Origin of the sequence: Candidatus Kuenenia sp. (assembly GCF_039794105.1) — a bacterium.
GTDB lineage: Bacteria > Planctomycetota > Brocadiia > Brocadiales > Brocadiaceae > Kuenenia.
The window spans coordinates 16,613-37,674 of record NZ_JBDIWA010000014.1 but is presented as its reverse complement, the minus strand read 5'-3'; the positions used below and the strand labels follow the sequence as shown (position 1 = coordinate 37,674).

Below are 21,062 nucleotides of genomic sequence, written 5' to 3'. Positions count from 1 at the left end.
TATTATGATAAAAGTCTTTCTATTTCATCATCGGTAAAACCAAATTGTCGGAAAATACGAAGCACATACGGGGGAGAAAGTTCTCCTGCTCCCATATCAATAGGAACAACCCTTTTCTTGCCTTGACAATAGCGAACATATATTCGATGATCTCCTTTGCCCTCCCTGTGAAACATACAGCCTCCACGTTTTAATAGGCGAATTAATTCCTTTGGCTTGAGAGAAGGAACATTTTTAGGCATGTACAGCCCTTAATTCGTATGTTTCTGTAGTTGGTTCTTCCCCATCAACGGTTAAAAATTCGTGGAGTTCTTTAACAGATAATGGCGAAGTATAGATGTCGTTCTCTGTTTTGTGTACGGCATCAAAAGAATCAATGGCCTCTTTAAGTTTTTCAATCGCCTCTTCTTTTGTAATCCCTTGTCCTACAATACCGTTTTCCAAACATAAAGCTACCCAATAGTTTCTACTCTTTCGTAACACCATTGTATAAAATTCCATTCCTTTATTCTCCTTAAGTAAGTATAGACGAATATAGCGCTACATGCTGAAGTCCGATATTATCCCATGAAAAACACTTTCCCAACTTTGTGGCGTTATCTGAGATTTTATTCCTCAAGGCGGGGTCTTGGAACAGTTTTAAAATGGCATCGGACATGGCCTGATAATCGCCGATTGGCGTTAAGATTACATTTTCCCAATTTTTTAATACCTCCGGGACATTTTCACCCATAGTGGTTACTACGGGGAGACCATGCCGAAGCGCAGTGAGGAATGTTCCCCGCCGCAAAGAGACTCCATCCTTAAATGGCAGAACACAGGCCGTTGCATTCGTAAAATAAACAGATACCTGTTCAGGTGTACAATAGCCGGTAACAGTTATTGCATGTTCAATGCCTAACTCTTTCATAAGGCTATGATCATCAGCCGAAAGATGGGCTATCATTACCAATTTACATTGAACCCCGTGTAAGAGCAATTGTTTAAATGCATGGAATAAAGTAATAACGCCTTTCGACTTTGTGGCAAAACCGAAATAAACGATGTACGGTATTTCTGCTGTGTGCCTTCTGGAAACAGTATTAGGAACCGGCTCAATGTTGGCGCCAATCGGGATGACCGTATATCGTCCTTTAAGCCAGGGAAACCACTTTAAAACGGCGGATGCTTCACGCTGGTCAGGGAATATAATCTTGTTTGAAAGGAGCAATAAAAAGATCATTCCAATCCTGCGAAACTTATGTGCAATGCTAAATTCATGGATTGTGGCTATTCTACATAATTTGGGAAAGATCACCCAACAAATAAGGGGAAGAAAATTGGGCAACAGAAACCACCGATATTCCCGCGTAGGATACTGGATATGGATAATGTCCGGTTTCATTGCCTTCAGGAATCGAACAAATCGAAATGTATTATACAATCGCCATGATTTAACGACTTTACATACAGTTATTGAAGGCTGAGGGGACTTGATTTCAGGCAGATCAGTTGTCAGTACACAAACGTGTATCCCTTGTCTGGCTAACTCCTGCGATAACTTTGCGGTATAATCGCCTACGCCGCATGGCGCATCAGGAAAGCTCCCGGTGACCATAGCCACTTTGTAAGCCTGAAATTTTGTAGCAGATGTATGAGAATTATTTACCACCACCATAGACATAGCTATTCCTGTAACCCTTAATCTAAACTGTTAATAAAAACATAATTTTAATACCTTGCCGTAGCCGGATAGTTTTCCTGCCGCCGTTTTTGTATTTGCAGGGTACAGCGCCAGCCAGAGAAGAATGCGAAGCAGTGATCTTGAAAATAGTATCATCTTCAGAAAAATCAACTGGCGTGGCATGTGTTTACTGAAATAATAAAAGAGGCTTTTGTGATAATATATGATTTTTTCTGCATTATAAAGTTCAGGGCTGCTTGCCCCGCCAAAGTGTATGAGTCTGGCCTCGGGCAGGAGGTATATCTCATAGCCGGTATTTCTCAGCCGTAGGCACAGGTCTGTTTCTTCAAAAAAGAGGAAATAATTGCTGTCAAAATTTCCCGCTTTATCGAGCGCTTCTCTACGTACAAAGAGGCACGACCCCATAGTCCAGTCAACCTTCAATACCTTTGAACGGTCGATATGGCTCATCTTATGTGACCCAAAAAAACGGCTGTTTGGAAAAAGACGATCAAGGAAAAATGATTCGCTCAGAATATTTTTAAGATTGGGAAAGGTATTGCCGCTCAACTGGAGTGTTCCGTCCGGGTTAATTAGCGTGGGGCCAATTGCGCCTGCTTCATGATGTTTTTCCATGAATGCCAACAGGCTTTCCGTCATGCCTGGAATCACTTCTGTATCGGGGTTTAAAAAAAGCACATACTCAGAGCGTGATTTTTGCAGCGCCGTGTTGCACGCCTGCGCAAAACCGTTATTGGTTTTGTTTTCGATAAGAATTATCTCCGGAAATTGTGTTTTGATATACGATACGGTTTGGTCAGAGGATGCATTGTCCACTATGATGATTGAATGAGAAAAGGCGCCAATATCGCTTTTAAGGATTTTCAGGCAATTTGTTATCCATGAAGACGCATTCCACGTTACGATAATAACAGAGATTTTACCTGTATCCTGTTGTTCAGGAGCAATATGTTTTTCCATAGAGATTATTGATTAATAAGGTATGGTGGATTATTTTTCAATGATAGTATCATATCCGAGTTTTTTCATGATATCTTCTTCCCGTATGTGCCGGTAAATATCCCTTAGGTTGCTGTCCTTTATAAAGGTAAATTTATTCCCGGACAGCACGTTTTTCGAAACGGCATTGACGGATGAAGCATCGGCGGACAGGCCGATAAAGTCCACAATTTTGCCAAGGGCGTCCGCCGGACTGTCCAGAAATGTTTCATATCGTATATGGAGTATGTTTTCCTTCCATTCTTCATCTAAGGAAATTGCTTTTTGCACATACTCCTTCCATAATTGAATCCCTTCAGAAATATTCTGAAGCCTTACGGAGTCTTGGTAGAAAGCCTTTCCGAACACCAAACGTTCTTTTAAAAAACACTTCCAGTTATGCTTAAAATTATTTTGAATCTCAATTTCCCTTTTTCTTGCGCTGTTTGCAACGTCAAGGGGGTTTCTGTAAATATGCAATAGTTTTGGATGGGGAAAGATATCTTTCCAGATATCAATGGTAAAGGTGTTTCTTGGGTCTTTCCATCCCCATGGAAAATCAATATGCCGGATGTCGCCATATCTCAGAAATTTTCCAAAACCTAAATATTCAAGCCTTCTCATGCCCTTCAGGTGCTGCTTTAGCACGCGAATAACCTTCTCCTTAAAGACGGCATTTATAAAGGTGAAATTATGCGGATTATCCCATGTCGCGTTTGCCTGGCGCAGCAGCCAGTCGTTTAATTTGAAAAAGAATAAAGATTCATCATTTTCCTGCTTCTTTGCGCCGATGAATAGTCCCAATTGTTCCAGCAGCGAAGCAAGCATTGTGGTGCCGGAGCGGTGCATACCCATTATTATTACAGGTTGAAGAGAGGTTGTATTCATTATCTTGATTTCAGTACTTTTTCAAATACGTCCAAATGTTCCCTTGCGCTTTTTTGCCATGAAAAATTCTGTGCGCGGGCTAATCCCTTTTTTCTTAACGCATCGCGCAGTGAAGCATCTTCTCCCAGGCGCTGCATTGCGCAGGTAATATCGTGTTCTGAACGCGGATTTACGAGAAGGGCGGCGTCGTTTGCTATTTCGGCGCATGCAGTGGCGTTTGATGTTATTACCGGACAGCCGCATGCCAATGCCTCTAAAACAGGCATGCCGAACGTTTCATGCAGGGAAGGGAATACAAATCCAATTGACCCTCTGTACCATTTTGCCAATTCGTAGGGAGAATACTTTTCCCGAATATGCCTTATTCCATTAACGCGGATGGTTTTTGTGTATCCGGGCGCTATCATGATAAGTTCCGGCTTTCTGTTATTTGAAAGATTTTCATATGCGTGGATAATCCTGTCAACATTTTTTTTTGGACTATACTGTGAGACATGTAGGAAATAGGGTTCTGATACCTTTGCAATATCGCCATCCTGATGAAACGTCTCATGATCGACGCCATGGTAGATAGGGTGTATCTTTCCGCGTGGAAGCGCAAAGACATGCGACACTTCCCGTGCGGCAAATTCGGAAACGGTAATGACTGCGGATATTTTGCCCTTAAACCATTTCCACGCGGATAATGTTTTACGGTTTTTAAATTTGCATCGTATTGCCTGTAAAAAAGAGAGGTCCATCTCATTCCTTTTCAGGGTAAACAGCGCCGCCCCGTGAACGGTTGCAACAATCGTGGTGCGGAAGTTTTTATATAAATCAGGAGGGGTATGGTTTCCCGCCAGGCCAGGTTCCCAGATGATGTCGCAATTTTCAGGGTCAGGGCCGGATTTCGTAAAGGGAATGATCTCTACACCAAGGATTGACAACTCCTTCCTGATACTTTCGCGGTATGTTTCCAAACTAAAAGGAATTTCAGGGCGTGTAAGGACGGCTATTTTCATTTAATTCGCAAACGATGAATGTGAACACCAATAGTTTAAATCTCTTCCCAGCATATCGCTCAACTGTTTGATTTCAGGTTTAAATTCATCCTGCAATCTCTTTCGTAATTCGGGCCTCATGGGAATACGGGATTCGTACCGGATATTGAAATCCCACATGCCCTTTCTCATTCTGCTGCGAATGGCATGGGGTATTAATCTTCTTGACATATTCAGTAAAAAGGGAGGGGGGTTTTGCAGTAAATTTCTTAAAAAAACGCTTTTTGCGCGTTTGTTTGGATTGACCAATTTTGCATCATTGCGGATATCTTCATTCACCCCTAAAAAACGGAAGGTATCCCGTAAGGATGCTTGGGGATTATTCCTTATATCGTCAAAAATAATGAAGTGAATGGCTTTCCTATCAAATATTTCAAAATATCGTTTTATCTGTTGCGTGTATTTTGCCGTTTCACGATAGAAAAGGCCTTCCACAGGATAAGCATTTTTCGGTAAAAACAGCCCTTTTTTCCTCAAATCCTCTTTTCCCAGGGCATCTTCAAAATCAACAATATCCTCGCATCCATTATACAGGTATTGACTGTGTAAGGAGTATATCATATCGACGGGATTTCTCAGCATAATGATAATTTGCGCCGAAGGGGAAAAAGCCTTTATCTCACATGCCGCCCGTTTTGAATAAAGATACCATACGGACGCCTCTCCTATTCTCCTTTCATTTTCCGCTTTCTGAAAAAAAGACAGATAGGTTGTTGTGTCCCTGACAAAATCAGGATGATATAAATCCGTCCCGAAATAATGCAATTCCTTTCTCTCCGGCATGAAAATTTCAGGGTGGTTTTTAAGGTGGCTATATAAAAATGTCGTCCCGCATTTTGGTGCGCCCACAATAAAAAAATCAGGTCGTTTCATTTTGTTTTATAGGGAATAAAGGCTTTTAAAAATCATCATCGTCCAGGTCGTCATCAAGGTCGAAGTCATCGGCTCCTTTTTCAGTGTTTCTGTTATATTCCGGCATTTGTATTTCTTTGATGGCGTCCTGATTCCTTTTAAACCAGTCTATTGATCCCAAACCTATAATTTCGCCATGGCCCATTGCCGCTATAACCTCTTCCCCGTAATTACCCGCAGCGGCATAGTCTTCAAAAAAGACGATTGTTGTTATTTTATCGGAACAGCGGTCAAGTATATAATTTCTGGCGCTATCCGGCAAGGTTCTTAACCCCTTTTCCTCAATCATTATCCACTGACAATTTGATTGCAACGCATTGAGTAATGCCAGCGAAAATTTCAGGCCTGGGTCTATCCTTCTCCAAATATCAGGCGATAAAGATGTATCCAAATTGTCAGGCATCTGTGCGTTGTATTTATCCGACAGACCCATTTTTGTTAAATCTTTTTGTAAATCATCGGTGGTGTATTTTTCTGAGAAACCGAGGGATTCCCGTAAAGAACGGTTCTGGAGAAATTCATAATCCGCAGTCACAAACCACATTGATTCAAGGGCGGTTTTTGTCTTCTCCACAGAATGCCCGAGTATGCAATCGGTCAAAAATCCCAATGTATAACGATTTAATGTAACCGTGCTCAGGAGTCCCATACGGCTTCCTGCCTTTAGCTCCCCGTATTCAAGAGAACCTTCTATTGCAGGATGAATAGTTGTTGGGGCAACGATATAACTTGCCGGTGGAACTGCCTCCGTCTTTGGGGTAATGACTGTAGCGCTGAGAAACTGGAAATATCTTCTGATTTGCGGATAGAGGCGGTTGATACCGGTTGCCTTCCTGTTTACCTGCCGCATATTTGTCAACATAAAGCGCAGCGCTATTAAATAGACAATTAATTCGCCCCACCCTTTGCCTTCAGAAATAATAGATCTGCCCATGATGAGCAATATTAAAAAAATCGCCAGGGCGAAGACAATGTTGCTGATTAACTGGCTATACTCCAGGGATCTCAACCTTCCTTCATAGGCGTCGTGAAACTTTTTTATTGCCCCGGAAGAAAAAAAGGTTTTTTCGAGCCATTGTTCGTTTTCATGCGTTGAGACGTTCAATGCCTTTTGCCGCTGGATAATCCTTAAATATTCCCTGCTTGTTCCCTTTGCGAATTTTTCCAGTGATGACGAATTTCTCGCTGCATAAACACTTACTTTATAAAGAAATATGGCAGAGACGCCCATAAGGGTAAAGTTTAAAAGTGTTAAAAGCGCATTGATGTATAATAATGTAGCAATGGCGACCATGAAGGTGACCAAAGGTATGACCGTATCAAGTATCATCCATAATGCCCTGCTGCAGAACCTTGAATCCCTTCTTGCCAGCCGCACGATAATTTTGTCGTCGCTGAAATCCTGCTCAAGGGGTGTTCCGATTTTAAAGCCTGAGCCGAAGTGCAGAAATATTCTCTTTGTGCAAAATTCTTCGTATTTTCTCCGCAGTGTTAATCCCCTGGATTTTGAGAAGTAAATAGCCCATGCGGCGATCAGCAGTGAGAACAGGATTGATAATCCGCATAAAATAAGGAATACATTAGATGTCCGTGCATTGAATTCATAGTGGAGGAGTTTTATGGTGCTGCCGCTTTGCATAGCCTTGGCGTAATAAATTGCAAGGCCAATAGTCCATACCTGAAATGATACCCCGATAAAATTGGTAAAAAGGATGAGGAATGATTCTTTTCTGAACCGCCAGATAGAATCTCCCATTAGCCATTTAAGCACCAAACGGTACTGATCGAAGGTTTTCATAAAACCGTTGTATCGTGTCTTTAAAAAGCAGTAGATGTTCATAGTGTAATTGAATAAAGGAATGCAGAGAAAATGTAGAAAGGGGGAGGGCGTTTTATTTTTTATATCCCCAGAAATCGCAGTAGTGCGGCATTAAATCGATAATTTTGGTTGCCTCGGCAACTAACCTTTTATCCGGCTCCTGCTGCCAGCGATGTACCCTTTTGTCAGTAATGATGTTGCCATGCAGTTCATATTCATCCTTCCGTTTAACGTTTGCCGCATTGAAACGCCCGATAGCGCCGGTATCGGGAATTTCACTTTCCAGGAAGGTCTTTATTTTTTGATATATTTCTGTATTTGTGCATAATTCTTCATATTTTACCTTTATGCAGTTTGCCTGTTCAACCATTTCCAATTGTCTGTTGAACTCATTGTTAAGGTGTGTCGATAATGTTTCCGGTGTTAATTCTTTTTTCCAGCTTCCCTTTCCCTGCTTTTTCCGGTAATAAATGGAAACATATATATCCCGTGGGTCTCTTGCTGTCAGGATAAACCGTATGTCTTCAAATACCTGATAATAATTTTGCCAGCCGCGGTGATGGATTTCTTTTACTCCCAACTGATGGATGTGAGGGGTAAGATTTGGTATTATTTGGCTTTTCAAGGCATTGATAAGGGAATTATCTTCTTCATTCAGATATTTTTGTTTAAATGCCTTGAGATCAATCCCAAATTGTAAAAACAATGTATAATCATTTTCCTGTATGCGGAATTTGTTCTTCCCCAAATTCGGTTCCCGAAGAATAAAAGAATAAGGCAGCATGGTTAATGCCTCGCTGAGTACAGTGCCGCCCGTTCTTCTTAGTGAGGCGATGTAAATAAAGGGTTTTTTTTGCATAGGGGAACATCCTTCTGAAAATTATACATCAACTACATGCCAGTAATCCATGCACACATACGGCAATATCCTGAGAATAGGGAAACAGGTCGAGAAGCCTTCCTTTTTCAATATCAATTTCCGCAATAGTTGCGGGAGAAAATCCCACAAGGATACGGGATTGACCGGCAGGGCAAAGTCCGCGCAAGAATAACGGGCTTTTAATCTCATGCTCCCTGTTTAAAAAACGTGAAAAAAAGTTAATGCCTTTGAAAAAGGAAGATGACTTTGCCTTGGAAGCGTTGTTTGCAAGTTTGTATATGGCATTTATTTCAGGAAAGTCTAATAAAGATAAAGCCTTGATTAGTGTGCCGTTCTGTGCATAGACCATCACCCTTTTTCCCTGGGTATCATTAATTATTATTTTATCTTCAAAAAACACAAGGTTATGGCATCCTTTTATAGAGGGGTCTTCCAGTACAAGACGATTCGTTGTCGTATTGTAAACGGCGCCAAACCGGTTAAGGAGGACATATAACTCATCATTATGCACTGCAACTGCATTTAAATGCGTATGGCTTGGCTGTCTGGCTGGTAAGACTTTCAGCCACAGCAGTCTGTTGTCGGTTGTTTTATCAATCTTCAACTGTGTGAGGGAAAAATGCTTCAGCAGGGTTTGACTTTCCCTTGCCCACCAGGATTTGATGGAATTTCCTTGTGTATCAATGCCAATCACGCAATCTATTGCGGTGGAGGTAAGCCAAATTACGTCATCATGATGAAAAATCTCATGCAATCCGACAAACAAATTATTTGATATCTTCCCTTTTGGAGTAAGGGAAGGGTCAAAAAGCAGCAGGCTATGATAGGTTGCGACATAGATTGTATCATTAATCTTAACAATGCCTCTTCCTCCCCTTGAGTTGCCCCGTGGGTTAGCATCGTCTTTTTCTGTAATAAGCGGGTCGGTAGGCGATAACGTTGTTTTGCCCTTTATTTTTTTTGTTGCCCAGTCAATGCTAACCAATTCCCCGCCCTGTGCAATTGGCCCCTGCCGTACCACCGTGCTAAAATAAACTTCCATTCACTTATATCTCCACAAAAAAGAATCGTAAGACGACCCCCTAACCCCCCCCAGAGGGAGGGGGATTTACTGACTAATGACTAATGACTGTAAGGAGGCGGTAATCTATAATATTTTACAGGCCAAAGGCATCTTTTGCATGTCTTATCGTATTTTTCCATGAAAAGATTTTTTGTGAGGCCACCGTATTTCCTGCATATGCTTTCACCGTTTCCGGATCGGATAATTCCTCTATTGCACGTGTAAGGTCTTCAACATCAGGGTCAAAGTAGGGAATACCTGAAGTGGTGTAGCCGGTCTTGTGTGATTTAACGAGAATGCCATTATACCGGTCTTGTATAACCTCATTATGCGGCGGGATGTTATTGGTGATTGTGGGCAATCCAAAAGAGATTGCCTCATAAAAATGCTGCCCTAGCCCTTCCCACCTGCTTGGGGCGAGGCATACATGGCATGAAGAAAACAAATCATAATATTCCTTTGCAGATAAATCTTCTTTAATGTGTATAATTCTTTTATCAGTAAAATCATCGATATGTTCGGTATTTGACCGCTCTCCCTGCGCCTTGATAATGAGCCTTATATTGGGGTTTTTTACCAGCGTAAAGGCTTTGACTGTTTTTCGTATGGGTTTTCTGCCGCCCTGAAAGCCCCCGGGAAAATAAAAATAAATGGCGTCTTCCCGTTTTTTCGACACGGAATTGAGAAGTTCCGGATGACATCCCCACGGCACCCACGGGCTGTCAATGCCAAAGTCAGCGTATCGTGTGCATTCGCATTTGTTTAAAGAATAAATTATGTCATATGCGTCTATTGCGCCTTTCATGGGGCGTATGCCTGAATTGCTTAATAAACATCTTCCAACAAATTTCAACATAAATGGTTTTCGCGGTATTTTTTTATAACCGGTAAGGTGTTGTATCCCGAAACTTTCCCAGATAAATCTTCCGATGGTCTTTATCCCCATTGCGCGTAACGCCGCAATTTCCTTAAATTGCAAATTTGAATCAAAGAATATCATATCGAGTGAATGGCGGGCAGCCCATTCTTTGTATTCTTTTAAGGGGATTACAAAATTAGAGGCATGGGAGACGCCTTCTTGTTCCCATACATCTGATTTTGCAATGAATTTCGGGAGGGCGTCATTATCCCTTGTGGGCCTTGCAAGCACAAAGGTCTTGTGTCCAAGTTCATCTAATATAGAGCGCAGATAGCGTGAAACAGTAGCCTGTCCTCTGTTTAGCCAGGTACTGACTATTCCGATATGCATCATTTTACCTTTCTTTTATTTTACTATCATCAAACAAATCGTAAAAGCTAAGGATACGTTAATGCCGGCGGTGTACAATGAGTTCTCTTGCTTTCGGATGTTTTATTTTTTATATAACTGTGCCGCAGTTGTTCTCAAGAGGTTCTTTCTATGAATTTCAAAATATAATTGCAATATTTTGCATATTGATTTATAGCATCTCCGACTGTTTTATAGATAATACTTTTATCTAAATTGTTATATTCATGAACAATTGCATTTCTAAATCCGGCGCTTTTCGAGATTTCTCCGGCAAAATCCCTCTGCAAAACATTCAAGTCCGTAAGGAGTAAGAATGTGTCTCTATATGTCTTTGGCGCTTCCATATCCGGTCGGGCCAATTCAGAAATAAGGTGCTCATTAATATCGATAGCCCTGCCAATGATCTCCATTAAGATATTTTTTAGCGCCGCATACTTTATAAAATCTTCCGCAATCTGGCTAATTGTAAAATCATAGAATATCTTTAATCTTTCCAAATCACGGGTAATTAAATTCAGTTTTTCTTTTAAAAATTCTTTATCAATCATCTAAAATACTAAACGCCTAAATTTTGCAGCCGTTTCTTAATAAGCACTTCTTTTAATCTTAAAAGGTCCTGGCTATCATAATAATCGCGGAAGGCATAGGATTTAAAAGAATTATAATCATAACTCTTACCGTAAAGCAGAACTCCTTTACTCATTACCTGATAACGAAACAGGGAATTGGTATTATGAAGGGATTTTACATCTATTTCCTTAACTTTAAATATTTCAGCAAATTCGTTATTCAAATCAATCAGATTTTCAAAGGTGATGGGTCTTGTTCCCAAAACAGCAATATCAATATCACTTTCTTTACAAGTTCGCCCGCTTGCCTGAGAACCATAAAGTATAACTAACAAGAGGTTGTATTTCCTGGCAATATGATCAATTTCAGGCTTTGACGTTAAAATGTTCATTAGCGACCTCTCTCTCTCTTTATAATCCAAAAGTCTTTTTTATATGTTCGGTGGTGGTATTCCATGAATATTTTTTTTGCAATTGTATTGTATTGTTTGAGAGTTCCGTTATTTTATTTACGTTAGACAGTTCCTCTATTGCCCTTGCAAGGTCATCCACATCAGGGTCGTAGATGGATATACCCGATTGTTTATAACCAATTTTGACCGATTTTACAAGCAAACCATTCTTTCCGTCTTCAATGACCTCATTGTGAGGGGGGATGTTGTTGGTGATTGTGGGTAATCCGAAGGAGATTGCTTCGTAAAAATGTTGTCCCAAACCTTCCCATCTGCTTGGAGCCAAACATACATGACATGATGAGAATAAATCATAATATTCCTTTGCGGGCAGGTCTTTCACAATTTTTATGAGCCGTGCATCTGAAAAGTCATCTATATTCTCGGTAGTTGTCCTTGCTCCCTGTGCTTTAATAATCAGGCGAATGTCAGGATTTTTTACCTTCATAAAGGCTTCAACCGTCTTTCTCATCGGTTTTCTAGCCCCCTGAAAACCGCCCGGAAAGAAAAAATAAATAGCATCCGCACGTTTTTGCGGTTTTACTGCAAGGAGTTCCGGATGGCAGCCCCACTGTATCCAGGGGCTGTCAATCCCAAAGTCTTTATATCGCGCCTGTTCACATTTTGTAAGAGAATAGACAATATCAAATGCCTCCTTTGCGCCAATGACGTCCTTATTGGTAAAGCATTCCCGCGCATACCGGTAAAAAGCATTTATATCCCGTGTCCGGAGGATTGCTTTAAGGCCTTTTGCATGTTTTTCCCCAAAACCTTCCCAGACGAAACGGCCAAAGGTTTTTATGCCATGTGACCGCAGATATTTAATCTTGTCATACTCATTGTTTTCATCAAAAAAAATGATCCGGATGGCATTTTTTTCTACCCATGAGAGATATTCTTCTAAGGGGATGAAAAAACGTGATGCCCTGGTAACGTCCCTCTGGTTCCATACGTCGGCCGTAGAGATAAAATTTGGCAAATCATCGGTATCGCTTGTTGGGCGGGCAAGTACGAATGTGTGATGCCCCAAACTGTCAAAAACAGACCTGAGATAACGGGAAACCGTACTTTGTCCCCGATTCCACCATGAGCTAACTATTCCTATTCTGAGTTTTTCCATAGGTGAAAAAATGGGTAAGGTTTTTGGCTTTTATACCCCAACTTAATGCGTGTAAAATTAAAGCGAAAGTATATCAAAATACGGAAGAGAAGGAAACGGAAAATAGAGAGACGAGTTGAAGAAGTCAGAGGCCAGAAGTCAGCAGTCCACAGTCGACAATCCACAGTCGGCAATCCACAATCTGAAATCTGCAATTTGTCGATTGTAGATTGCCGATTGCCGATTGAGGATTGTGGATTGTGGATTGAGTTTATGCGTATAGTGGGGCAATGTATTGCGGTAAAATTCCAAAGCCTGAATCACAAAGTCGCTGTTTGGCATGTGGAATTTATTTATCATTTGTTCTGGTAATGGAAGGTTGGGTAGTGGGCATGAAACGTTTGGTTCAGGTTGCAAACCTGAACCCGCGCCTGGTCGACAGTCCACAGTCCACAATCCACAGTCCACAGTCCACAGTCCACAATCCACAGTCCACAGTCCACAATCCACAATCCACAATCCACAATCCACAATCCACAGTCTGCAATTTGTCGATTGCCGATTGAGGATTGCCGATTGAGGATTGTCGATTGCCGATGGTATTTATTTTGTTTTCACATTTACATAATTACCAGTTCCGCATGCAATGCGCCGGCTTTTTTAATGGCTTGGAATATTGATATGAGGTCTCTTGGGGTTACGCCCAATACATTAAGTGCACGCGCAACATCGGAAATAGAGACGCCTTCCTGCAGTACGGTTAATCTGCTTTTTTCTTCGCTTACCTGTATATCCGTGCGCTCCATATCCCTTGTTTCACCTGCGCCCAGCATATTCGGCTGTGAAACCTCCTTTTCTTCTTTGATCGTTATGCTGAGGTTTCCATGGGCAACTGCAACTGTGGATATTCTGACATGCTGGTCTGCAACAATGGTGCCGGTGCGTTCATTAATAATTATCTTAGCGACGCTGTCGGTTTTAATGTAAAGTTCTTCCAGGGTAGAGATGAATTTTACTATAGTCTCATCGGACTGAAATCCCTGCGGGGGTCTTATATTGATAACCGCCGCATCAACCGCAACCGAAGAATTTGGATAAATATTATTAATAAGCTCTGTTACCCTTGTGGAGGTGGTAAAATCAGGGTCTCTCAGCACAATATTCAGCGATTGTCCCTTCAAAAAGGTGGTGTGAATCTCCTTTTCAACGATCGCTCCGTTTGAAATGTGGGCGGTAGTGGCTATGTTCTTCCTTACAGACTGTGCGTCGCCTTCGATGCTGTAGCCGCCTACGGTGAGAGCGCCCTGAGCTACGGCATATACTTCATTATCTGCGCCCTGCAATGCGGTCTGAAGCAACACGCCACCTTCCAGGCTTTTGCAATCACCAATGGAAGAAAGCGTTATATCCAGCTTATCGCCAGGCCTTGCAAATGCAGGGATATTAGTGGTAACCATGACCACTGCGGTGTTTTTGGAAAAGAAGTCTTTTTCATCCATTAGCACCCCCAGTTTTTCGAATACATTTACTGCCATTTGGCTGGTAAGTTTGAAGATTTGACTGTTATCGCCCGTTCCCTGGAGTCCGATAACTATGCCATATCCGTAAAGCTGGTTTTCACGCACGCCCTGAACATACGCAATATCTTTAATTCGTACGGCAGCCTGTACGTTATGTACAAAGGGACTTATCAGTGTTGTGCCTGCGATAATAAAAGACGTTATAACACACTTCTGCATAAATCTTATTGTAAATTGTTTTCTTTCCATAGCATTCACCGTAAGTTGTTAATAGATAATTTCTCTTTCAGTGTTTTATTAAATCTGTGTAATCTGTGTAATCTGTGGTTTCTCTTTTTTTATTATTCTAGGATTTTAAACCGTACTTCATAACTAGCTTAAAATGGTGATACAAATTCCTTTATACGATAAAACCAGCCCCGTTTGGCGGCATTTGTCAAAAATCCTTTGCCTTCAAGGCTTATACTGGCATTTGCAATCGAGCTTGATTGAATTACATTATCCACAGTTACATCGATTGGCCGTATGATCCCTGATACCTTTATATTGTATTTTTCCTTATTAATGTCCACCTCTCTGTTTCCTTCAATAATAAGATTTCCATTTGATAATATTTCCGTTACCACCGCGGTGATTTCCAATTGAAGGCTGCGGCTGCTGTCGTATTGCCCCTTGCCGCCAAAAGCGTGCTCAGTGTCTGTTTTTATATTGGGTAAATAGTCTTGCAATGCCCCTAATTTTCTTGAAAAATCTGAAGCATCGATATTGATGTTATGGCTAGTGCTTTGATCTGCGCTGGAATCTTCTTTTCCGGTAATTGCCGTTGACTCATTGATCATAACCGTTACAATGTCGCCGATACGCATTGCCCTGTTGTCATTATAAAGGTTTGTATTTAACGTAATTCGTTTTTGCCAGAGAGATTCTCCCATAGCATTGGTTACGAATGCAATACAGGCGAAACACGCAATAAGATAGGGAATAGTTTTGTTTTTCATAATAGACTCCGCCAGTGGTTGTCCTGATGTAAAATGTTTTGACCAAGTGTTAAAAGCAGTCCTCAGTCCTCAGTCCGCAATCCTCAATCCTCAATTTGCTGATTGCCGACTGCCGACTGCTGATTGCCGATTGCCGATTGCCCTAAAGGATTATCTTAACGGTGCAATCATCCTTCACTTCGCCGTATAATTCCTTTTTTGTATCTAAATTCATAACCTTAATTGCCCGTCCTTTGTAACCGTCTTCTTTCGCAACTCCCTTTGTGAGAATACTGAGATTGCCGATTTTTACAAGAATCTTGACGAGTTCGCCCTTTTTTATCACTGCGGGGTCATCTACCATGTTTTGCGTAAGAGGTTTGTCCGGAGGAATTGTATATAAGACACGTTTCCCCAAAAGAGGTTCTACACTGTCAATGGTAGTAAACCCCGGCATGTTTGTTGTCTCGATACGTTTTATACAAATATCCTTAGCGGTTAAAATATCGTTTCTGCTGATTTTCCTGTTGGCGACTACGATTTCTTCATAGCGCCGTATAGTAAAATACATGGGTATTTTATGATATTGTTTCTCATCAAGATAAATCCGTACCACTACCTGAACCCTGCCGCTGCTTTTGTTTGCATTTACCTGTGAAACCTCTATGCGCATAATTCCTCCGCCCAGTGGCAGCATTATATCGTTTGGAGGCCTTTCGGCTTCGACAACGATTTCTTCATTTCTCTCTGAGTAAGAAAGCTTTGAGATGACAAACTCTTTTGCGGTTTGTAAAATCTCGTCGCCGGTAATGGTGAATGATTCTACGGATATCATGGTAAAATCATTCCCGCCAAACGAGACTTCATTGGGGTTTATTCCTGCGTCCAGCAGACGGGAAGCGATAATATTCTTTTCTATTTTTCTGACATTGCCAGGCAACGGGGTGTTTCCGATAAATACGTTATGCAGTTTGTTTAAAAGGCCTGCGTCACTGCATGACAGGTCTGCAATATCGCCAAGGGTAACTTCCTTTTCGGGCAGTGATACGGATTCTTTCAACCCGACCGTAATCTGTTGTCCAAAGGATACTGAAACGATTGCAAACATTATGAATATTATGAATATCCCCCCCCTAGCCCCCCCCAGAGGGAGGGGAATTATCCGTCGTCCGTCGTCCGTCGTCCCTCGTCTCTCGTCTCTCATTCTTCGTCCCTCATTCTTTACCTGGCCATACTGTTAATGGTGGATAACATTTCATCGCTTGCCGATATTGCCCTGGAGTTAATTTCGTAAGCACGCTGTGCAGTGATAAGGCTTACGAGTTCCGTAACGGTTTCAACATTGGAATTTTCAAGAAATCCCTGATAAATCTCTCCTGTTCCCTGTTCTCCCGGTACCGCTACAATAGGGGAACCCGACGCCATAGTTTCAAGATAGAGATTTTTGCCAAGACTGTCTAGTCCGGAAGAATTGGGGAACATTGCCAGCATGATTTGCCCGACGTTCTGAAGCGTCCCGCTGGGGTCTGAACCTTTCACATAGACTGTTCCATCTGTTCCAATAGAAATTTCCGTTGCGTCAGTAATCGTAATAGAGGGCGATAATGGCAATCCGTCCGCTGTCACGACTTCCCCTTTGCTGTTTAATTCAAATGAACCGTCCCTCGTGTATGCAATGCTGCCGTCAGACTGCTGGATTTGGAAAAACCCTTTTCCCTGGATAGCGAGGTCTAAATCTCTCTCGGTGTTTACGTGATTACCCTGGGAAAACACCTTGGAAATGGAAATTGTTCTCACACCGCCTCCAAGCTGAATACCTGCCGGGATTTCGAAACCCTGCGCAGACTCAGAACCCGCTATATACCGTTTGCTGTAAAGGAGGTCCTGAAAGTTGACCTGGCTCCTTTTAAACCCTGTGGTATTAATATTTGATAAGTTGTTTGAAACATTGTCCAGGTAAAGCTGTTGTGCCTTCATACCTGTTGCTGCTGTGTAGAGCGCTCGTAGCATGTTATATTCTCCTTAGATTTTTATGAGACAAGTCCGATAAGTTTTTTCAAAGAATCGTTTATGGAGTCAGTTGATTTATTGCCGGATTGAAAGCTTCTCATATTGGCAATCATATTTACCATTTCATCGATAACGTTTACATTTGATTTTTCCAGATAACCCTGTGCAATCTCAACCGTTCCCTCCGCAGTGGTCGGGTTTGCTTTATCCGATGCGACATAAGCGCTTCCGCCGATTGATTTAAGTCCGTCAGGGTTCAAAAAATTAACGATATTGAGTTTGCTTATCGTTTTGCCATCTACGGAAACAGAACCATCTGTTTTAAAGGTGAATGATTGTGCATTCGCCGGTATTTGAATAGGGCCCCCACTGCTCATCAACGGCCAGCCTTCAGGGGTTACCACTGTCCTGTCGCGGGAAAGCATAAATTGCCCGCTTCTGGTATAAGCGATCCCCGCTTTGGTTTGAACTTCAAAAAAACCATCGCCCTTTATTGACAGGTCAAGTTCATTGCCGGTGAATTGCATCACCCCCGGTGAAAAATCGGTCGCCACTTTTCCTAAAGTACTGCCCGTCCCTTCTGAAGCCTCTTTTGTCTGGTTTTTTGCACCGGCAACGAAAGACTCAAATACGGCAATATTCTTTTTGTATCCGACGGTATTTACATTTGCCAGATTCCGGGCAATAACGGCCTGATATTCCCCCTGTCCCATCATATTCGTTGCTCCGGTGTATAAGCCGCTAATCATTTCCCTCTCTCCTCCATGGTTACAAAAAAAAAGTAACAATTTAGTTTTTTGAAAAATTCCAATAATAACAATGTTTGCCGCACGGTGTAGGGGCGAAGCATTTGTATGTTTGGGCATGAACGCATGTATGCCAGTTATAGCAAATGCTTCGCCCCTACTGTTGCTGCATTAAGGTAGCAATCCCAATACCAAAAGCAGTAATAAATAAAGTGATGCATGGTGCGTGCATTTAAGATGTGTATCTGCAAATTGTTACAATATCGTTGCGCCGGGTATGGAATAATACATTTTCAATATGCTGTGAAAGAAGAGGGCAATTATTTCCCGTCGGGGGTGAATAAATTTTCCTGGTGCGAGAGGGTATTGTTGAAAAAACTTACATGAAAAAGGTTCATAGCTCATGGTGAATGGTGAATGGTTTAGCACGGTTGGGATGGGAGTAACGGTTTAGATTTTTGAAAAAACAAAAACTCCTGGCGGGTTCAGGTTTGCAACCTGAACCTATTGGTTTATGCGTATAATGGGGCCATGTACTGCGGTAAAATTCCAATGCCCAAATCCCAAAATCCCTGTTTAGAATATAGAAGGCGGGATTGAAAGTATAAAACGTTTGGTTCAGGTTACAAACCTGAACCCGCGAATGTAGTTTTCCGATGGCATTGCCTGCCTTACATGGCGAAGCCCACTAAATTCATGTAGTGCGACGAGGTTCGTCGCACTACAAATGACAATTTCCAGTATCGGCTCAATAAATAGGGGTAATACATTTACATTCCCCGTCTAAACCTGATAGATGTTTACCTTGGTATGTGTTTTCTTCTATTTATTGAGCGGATATTGGGAAATGTTAATCTGGAGAACTCCTCTCTTTGTGGGCAAGTGAAAAAGAGAGAGGAGTCCCAAATTATTATCTAAAAGGCCGGAAAATTACCTCTTAAGGTTAACGGCTTCCGCGAGCACCTCGTCTGCGGTGCTGATAACACGGGAATTAAGCTGGAAACCTCTTTGCGCCATGATGAGCGACGTCAGTTCCGACGTCATGTCCACATTGGACGCCTCTAAATATCCATTGTATATATCTCCGGCGCTTCCTGTTCCGCCAGTGGTGTAAAGCGGTTCTCCGGAAGAGTCTGTTTGTTCATATAAGTTATCTCCGGACCTTCTTAACCCCTGTACATTGCCAAACGTGGCGAGTTGCAACTGGGCAATTTTGCTCGATGTTCCGTTTGAATATAATGCGTACATAGTGCCATCCGTATCAACCGAAAAACTACTGAAACTACCCGATTCGGAACCGTCCTGCTCTGATGCGGTAACCGAAGAACCTTTGCCGCTCTGGTAAATGCCGTCAGTTTTTCCAAATGTTCCAAGTTTAAACTTCACAGTTTGTGAAGTGGTTATTCCATCAAATTTAAAGGTAAGGGTGGTGTCCCCTGATGATTTAAGGCTGCCGTCATCATTAAAAATAATTGCGCTTATGGTATTTGTGGTAATTGTGCCGTCAGCGCTCGGCATACTTGCGCGCATATCCCATTCTCCATCATCCTTCTTAATAAAGGAAAGCGTTACGTTATGTCCTGTTCCCTGTGAGTCATAAATGGTTGTGGAGGTCGTATAAGTTGAAGCCTTTAAACTGTAATTTGTCCATGTGCCGGTAGCAGTGCTGCTATCTGATATCGAAAGAGAGAGTTCATCTTCGCCCGCGGTGCTTGATGTTACAATAATTTTTCCACTGGAAGAAAGAGTGGCAAATGCAGAACCATCTTCTGCTGTTCCGGTGGAATCACCAAACGCATTCTCATTTATATATGCCAGCAAATCGGCTACCGTGGTGCCGTCATTTGTTGCACCATAAGTAAAATCCACAGAACCCGAAGTCCCATCAGGTTCTGTGTAAGAGATAGTGATTATATCTCCATCGGTGTAATCTGTCGTATTGGTATCCAAGGCGTTTAATGTGGTTGCTCCGGTTGCAGCTACGTCGCTACTAGTAAGGGCGCTGGACAGTAACAATACCTCGCCCGAAGAACTAGATGGGGTGGATTCCAGGGTACCGGTCAGGGTCATCGTTGATGTTTTTGTCGCTGAAACCGATGAACCGTAGGGAATGGTAATAGTTTTGCCGGATGAATCTAATATCTGATAACCGGTGGTTGAGTCAACGAGCTGGTTACTGGCGTCTGTGGCAAACGTCCCTACCCGGGAAAAGAAGTTTTTATTGCCGCCGTTCAATACAAAGAACCCATCACCCTGAATGGCAAAATCGAATTCATTATTCGTTGCCTCAAGGGTTCCCTGGCTAAAAAGGGAAGAAATGCTTCCGACCTTTACGCCCATGCCGATCTGCATAGGATTAACCCCGCCGCTCCCTTTATCCTGGCTGATCAGGTCTGAAAACAGCAACCGGGATGATTTATATCCGTAAGTGTTAATATTGGACAGGTTATTTCCGATAACATCCAGCCAGCTCTGGTGTGAACGGATACCCGTTACACCCGCGTATAATGCTCCTCCTAAACCCATTGTGTGCCTCCTTTCGTTTAACGATTAAAAATATTGTAACTGTTTAGGCAAAATCGTAAATTGTGGATTAATAAAAAAAGAAACCACAGATTTCACAGATTGGACAGATTGAAAAAATCGTAAATCGTAAATTAATTTGTCGTCTCTTCCGTTGTGTCGTCAACTACGGATGATATCCCGTCGCCTGAATCAGTTTCGGTTTCTCCTTCTACGGTGGCGGCGGTGCTTTCCACTTGTATAAAATTCGATATGGAAACGGATTCGCCGTCTATGACAAACGATACCGTACCGTCTTCTTCAAGCTTTACCCCTTCTACCACGCCGGTATATTCTCCTTCTCCATTTTCATCGCTGTAGGTAATGGTTTTGCCGATGAATCCGGAAGCGATCCCGATTTGATCCAGTTGCAGTGAAGCGGTATCAAGTGACGCCAGGTCAGCAAGGTATTCCGTCTGCTGCGATGTCTGCTCCAGTGTGGTGAATTGCGCCAACTGTGACAGAAATTCTGAATTGTCCTGTGGGTCTAGCGGGTCCTGATAGCGCATCTGCGTGGTAAAAAGCGTAAGAAAGCTATCCGTTGTGATTTCAGAGCCTAAACTTGTGGTACTAGTAGTACTCATGGGTAATCT

At 42.1% G+C, this 21,062-nt stretch carries 21 protein-coding genes; all 21 read right to left on the bottom strand.

Annotated features, from left to right (window positions below):
- Positions 1 to 2 precede the first annotated feature (2 nt).
- Positions 3 to 242, bottom strand: a complete 240-nt coding sequence (locus ABJL82_RS08825) for a type II toxin-antitoxin system HicA family toxin (RefSeq protein ID WP_099326160.1) — start codon at positions 240 to 242, stop codon at positions 3 to 5.
- On the bottom strand, positions 235 to 501 hold the full coding sequence (locus ABJL82_RS08820) for a type II toxin-antitoxin system HicB family antitoxin (protein WP_347274365.1): 267 nt from the start codon (positions 499 to 501) through the stop codon (positions 235 to 237). The genes ABJL82_RS08825 and ABJL82_RS08820 overlap by 8 nt, the downstream gene beginning before the upstream one ends.
- Positions 502 to 514: 13 nt before the next feature.
- The gene (locus ABJL82_RS08815; protein WP_347274364.1) at positions 515 to 1,663 is read right to left on the bottom strand and encodes a glycosyltransferase family 4 protein; all 1,149 of its coding nucleotides are present in this window, start codon (positions 1,661 to 1,663) and stop codon (positions 515 to 517) included.
- A 30-nt stretch (positions 1,664 to 1,693) separates the two neighbouring features.
- Positions 1,694 to 2,644, bottom strand: coding sequence for a glycosyltransferase family 2 protein (locus ABJL82_RS08810; RefSeq protein ID WP_347274363.1), 951 nt, complete (start codon positions 2,642 to 2,644; stop codon positions 1,694 to 1,696).
- Between the two features lie 30 nt (positions 2,645 to 2,674).
- Positions 2,675 to 3,550, bottom strand: coding sequence for a sulfotransferase (locus ABJL82_RS08805; RefSeq protein WP_347274362.1), 876 nt, complete (start codon positions 3,548 to 3,550; stop codon positions 2,675 to 2,677).
- The gene (locus ABJL82_RS08800) at positions 3,550 to 4,551 is read right to left on the bottom strand and encodes a glycosyltransferase family 1 protein (protein ID WP_347274361.1); all 1,002 of its coding nucleotides are present in this window, start codon (positions 4,549 to 4,551) and stop codon (positions 3,550 to 3,552) included. The genes ABJL82_RS08805 and ABJL82_RS08800 overlap by 1 nt, the downstream gene beginning before the upstream one ends.
- Positions 4,552 to 5,463, bottom strand: a complete 912-nt coding sequence (locus tag ABJL82_RS08795; protein ID WP_347274360.1) for a sulfotransferase — start codon at positions 5,461 to 5,463, stop codon at positions 4,552 to 4,554. It abuts the gene before it with no gap.
- 25 nt (positions 5,464 to 5,488) lie between these two features.
- Complete coding sequence (locus ABJL82_RS08790; RefSeq protein WP_347274359.1) at positions 5,489 to 7,300, bottom strand: hypothetical protein; 1,812 nt, start codon at positions 7,298 to 7,300, stop codon at positions 5,489 to 5,491.
- Between the two features lie 94 nt (positions 7,301 to 7,394).
- Positions 7,395 to 8,180, bottom strand: a complete 786-nt coding sequence (locus tag ABJL82_RS08785) for a sulfotransferase (protein ID WP_347274358.1) — start codon at positions 8,178 to 8,180, stop codon at positions 7,395 to 7,397.
- A 28-nt stretch (positions 8,181 to 8,208) separates the two neighbouring features.
- Entirely contained in the window at positions 8,209 to 9,243 is a 1,035-nt protein-coding gene (locus tag ABJL82_RS08780; RefSeq protein ID WP_347274357.1) for a hypothetical protein, read from the bottom strand.
- Positions 9,244 to 9,358: 115 nt separating this feature from the next.
- Entirely contained in the window at positions 9,359 to 10,516 is a 1,158-nt protein-coding gene (locus ABJL82_RS08775) for a glycosyltransferase (protein ID WP_347274356.1), read from the bottom strand.
- A gap of 131 nt (positions 10,517 to 10,647) precedes the next feature.
- A complete protein-coding gene (locus ABJL82_RS08770) occupies positions 10,648 to 11,082 on the bottom strand; it encodes a DUF86 domain-containing protein (RefSeq protein WP_347274355.1) in 435 nt (144 codons plus the stop codon).
- 8 nt (positions 11,083 to 11,090) lie between these two features.
- The gene (locus tag ABJL82_RS08765; protein WP_347274354.1) at positions 11,091 to 11,495 is read right to left on the bottom strand and encodes a nucleotidyltransferase domain-containing protein; all 405 of its coding nucleotides are present in this window, start codon (positions 11,493 to 11,495) and stop codon (positions 11,091 to 11,093) included.
- Between the two features lie 19 nt (positions 11,496 to 11,514).
- Positions 11,515 to 12,675 (bottom strand): glycosyltransferase family 4 protein, encoded by a 1,161-nt coding sequence (locus tag ABJL82_RS08760; protein WP_347274353.1) that lies wholly within the window; start codon positions 12,673 to 12,675, stop codon positions 11,515 to 11,517.
- Positions 12,676 to 13,274: 599 nt separating this feature from the next.
- Positions 13,275 to 14,423: a flagellar basal body P-ring protein FlgI gene (locus ABJL82_RS08755; RefSeq protein ID WP_347274352.1), complete on the bottom strand. Its 1,149-nt coding sequence runs from the start codon at positions 14,421 to 14,423 to the stop codon at positions 13,275 to 13,277.
- A gap of 128 nt (positions 14,424 to 14,551) precedes the next feature.
- Positions 14,552 to 15,172 (bottom strand): flagellar basal body L-ring protein FlgH, encoded by a 621-nt coding sequence (locus tag ABJL82_RS08750; protein ID WP_347274351.1) that lies wholly within the window; start codon positions 15,170 to 15,172, stop codon positions 14,552 to 14,554.
- A 142-nt stretch (positions 15,173 to 15,314) separates the two neighbouring features.
- Complete coding sequence (gene flgA / locus ABJL82_RS08745; RefSeq protein ID WP_347274350.1) at positions 15,315 to 16,355, bottom strand: flagellar basal body P-ring formation chaperone FlgA; 1,041 nt, start codon at positions 16,353 to 16,355, stop codon at positions 15,315 to 15,317.
- 17 nt (positions 16,356 to 16,372) lie between these two features.
- A complete protein-coding gene (flgG, locus tag ABJL82_RS08740; RefSeq protein ID WP_347274349.1) occupies positions 16,373 to 17,161 on the bottom strand; it encodes a flagellar basal-body rod protein FlgG in 789 nt (262 codons plus the stop codon).
- A 20-nt stretch (positions 17,162 to 17,181) separates the two neighbouring features.
- Positions 17,182 to 17,910: a flagellar basal-body rod protein FlgF gene (gene flgF, locus ABJL82_RS08735; RefSeq protein WP_347274348.1), complete on the bottom strand. Its 729-nt coding sequence runs from the start codon at positions 17,908 to 17,910 to the stop codon at positions 17,182 to 17,184.
- A gap of 927 nt (positions 17,911 to 18,837) precedes the next feature.
- Complete coding sequence (locus ABJL82_RS08730; RefSeq protein WP_347274347.1) at positions 18,838 to 20,433, bottom strand: flagellar hook-basal body complex protein; 1,596 nt, start codon at positions 20,431 to 20,433, stop codon at positions 18,838 to 18,840.
- 131 nt (positions 20,434 to 20,564) lie between these two features.
- Positions 20,565 to 21,053, bottom strand: a complete 489-nt coding sequence (locus tag ABJL82_RS08725) for a flagellar hook capping FlgD N-terminal domain-containing protein (RefSeq protein WP_347274346.1) — start codon at positions 21,051 to 21,053, stop codon at positions 20,565 to 20,567.
- Between the last annotated feature and the right edge of the window lie 9 nt (positions 21,054 to 21,062).

Coding starts and splice junctions, on each gene's coding strand:
- ABJL82_RS08825 (WP_099326160.1), bottom strand. CDS start 242: ATGCCTAAAAATGTTCCTTCTCTCAAGCCAAAGGAATTAATTCGCCTA.
- ABJL82_RS08820 (WP_347274365.1), bottom strand. CDS start 501: ATGGAATTTTATACAATGGTGTTACGAAAGAGTAGAAACTATTGGGTA.
- ABJL82_RS08815 (WP_347274364.1), bottom strand. CDS start 1,663: ATGTCTATGGTGGTGGTAAATAATTCTCATACATCTGCTACAAAATTT.
- ABJL82_RS08810 (WP_347274363.1), bottom strand. CDS start 2,644: ATGGAAAAACATATTGCTCCTGAACAACAGGATACAGGTAAAATCTCT.
- ABJL82_RS08805 (WP_347274362.1), bottom strand. CDS start 3,550: ATGAATACAACCTCTCTTCAACCTGTAATAATAATGGGTATGCACCGC.
- ABJL82_RS08800 (WP_347274361.1), bottom strand. CDS start 4,551: ATGAAAATAGCCGTCCTTACACGCCCTGAAATTCCTTTTAGTTTGGAA.
- ABJL82_RS08795 (WP_347274360.1), bottom strand. CDS start 5,463: ATGAAACGACCTGATTTTTTTATTGTGGGCGCACCAAAATGCGGGACG.
- ABJL82_RS08790 (WP_347274359.1), bottom strand. CDS start 7,300: ATGAAAACCTTCGATCAGTACCGTTTGGTGCTTAAATGGCTAATGGGA.
- ABJL82_RS08785 (WP_347274358.1), bottom strand. CDS start 8,180: ATGCAAAAAAAACCCTTTATTTACATCGCCTCACTAAGAAGAACGGGC.
- ABJL82_RS08780 (WP_347274357.1), bottom strand. CDS start 9,243: ATGGAAGTTTATTTTAGCACGGTGGTACGGCAGGGGCCAATTGCACAG.
- ABJL82_RS08775 (WP_347274356.1), bottom strand. CDS start 10,516: ATGATGCATATCGGAATAGTCAGTACCTGGCTAAACAGAGGACAGGCT.
- ABJL82_RS08770 (WP_347274355.1), bottom strand. CDS start 11,082: ATGATTGATAAAGAATTTTTAAAAGAAAAACTGAATTTAATTACCCGT.
- ABJL82_RS08765 (WP_347274354.1), bottom strand. CDS start 11,495: ATGAACATTTTAACGTCAAAGCCTGAAATTGATCATATTGCCAGGAAA.
- ABJL82_RS08760 (WP_347274353.1), bottom strand. CDS start 12,675: ATGGAAAAACTCAGAATAGGAATAGTTAGCTCATGGTGGAATCGGGGA.
- ABJL82_RS08755 (WP_347274352.1), bottom strand. CDS start 14,423: ATGGAAAGAAAACAATTTACAATAAGATTTATGCAGAAGTGTGTTATA.
- ABJL82_RS08750 (WP_347274351.1), bottom strand. CDS start 15,172: ATGAAAAACAAAACTATTCCCTATCTTATTGCGTGTTTCGCCTGTATT.
- flgA (WP_347274350.1), bottom strand. CDS start 16,355: ATGAGAGACGAGAGACGAGGGACGACGGACGACGGACGACGGATAATT.
- flgG (WP_347274349.1), bottom strand. CDS start 17,161: ATGCTACGAGCGCTCTACACAGCAGCAACAGGTATGAAGGCACAACAG.
- flgF (WP_347274348.1), bottom strand. CDS start 17,910: ATGATTAGCGGCTTATACACCGGAGCAACGAATATGATGGGACAGGGG.
- ABJL82_RS08730 (WP_347274347.1), bottom strand. CDS start 20,433: ATGGGTTTAGGAGGAGCATTATACGCGGGTGTAACGGGTATCCGTTCA.
- ABJL82_RS08725 (WP_347274346.1), bottom strand. CDS start 21,053: ATGAGTACTACTAGTACCACAAGTTTAGGCTCTGAAATCACAACGGAT.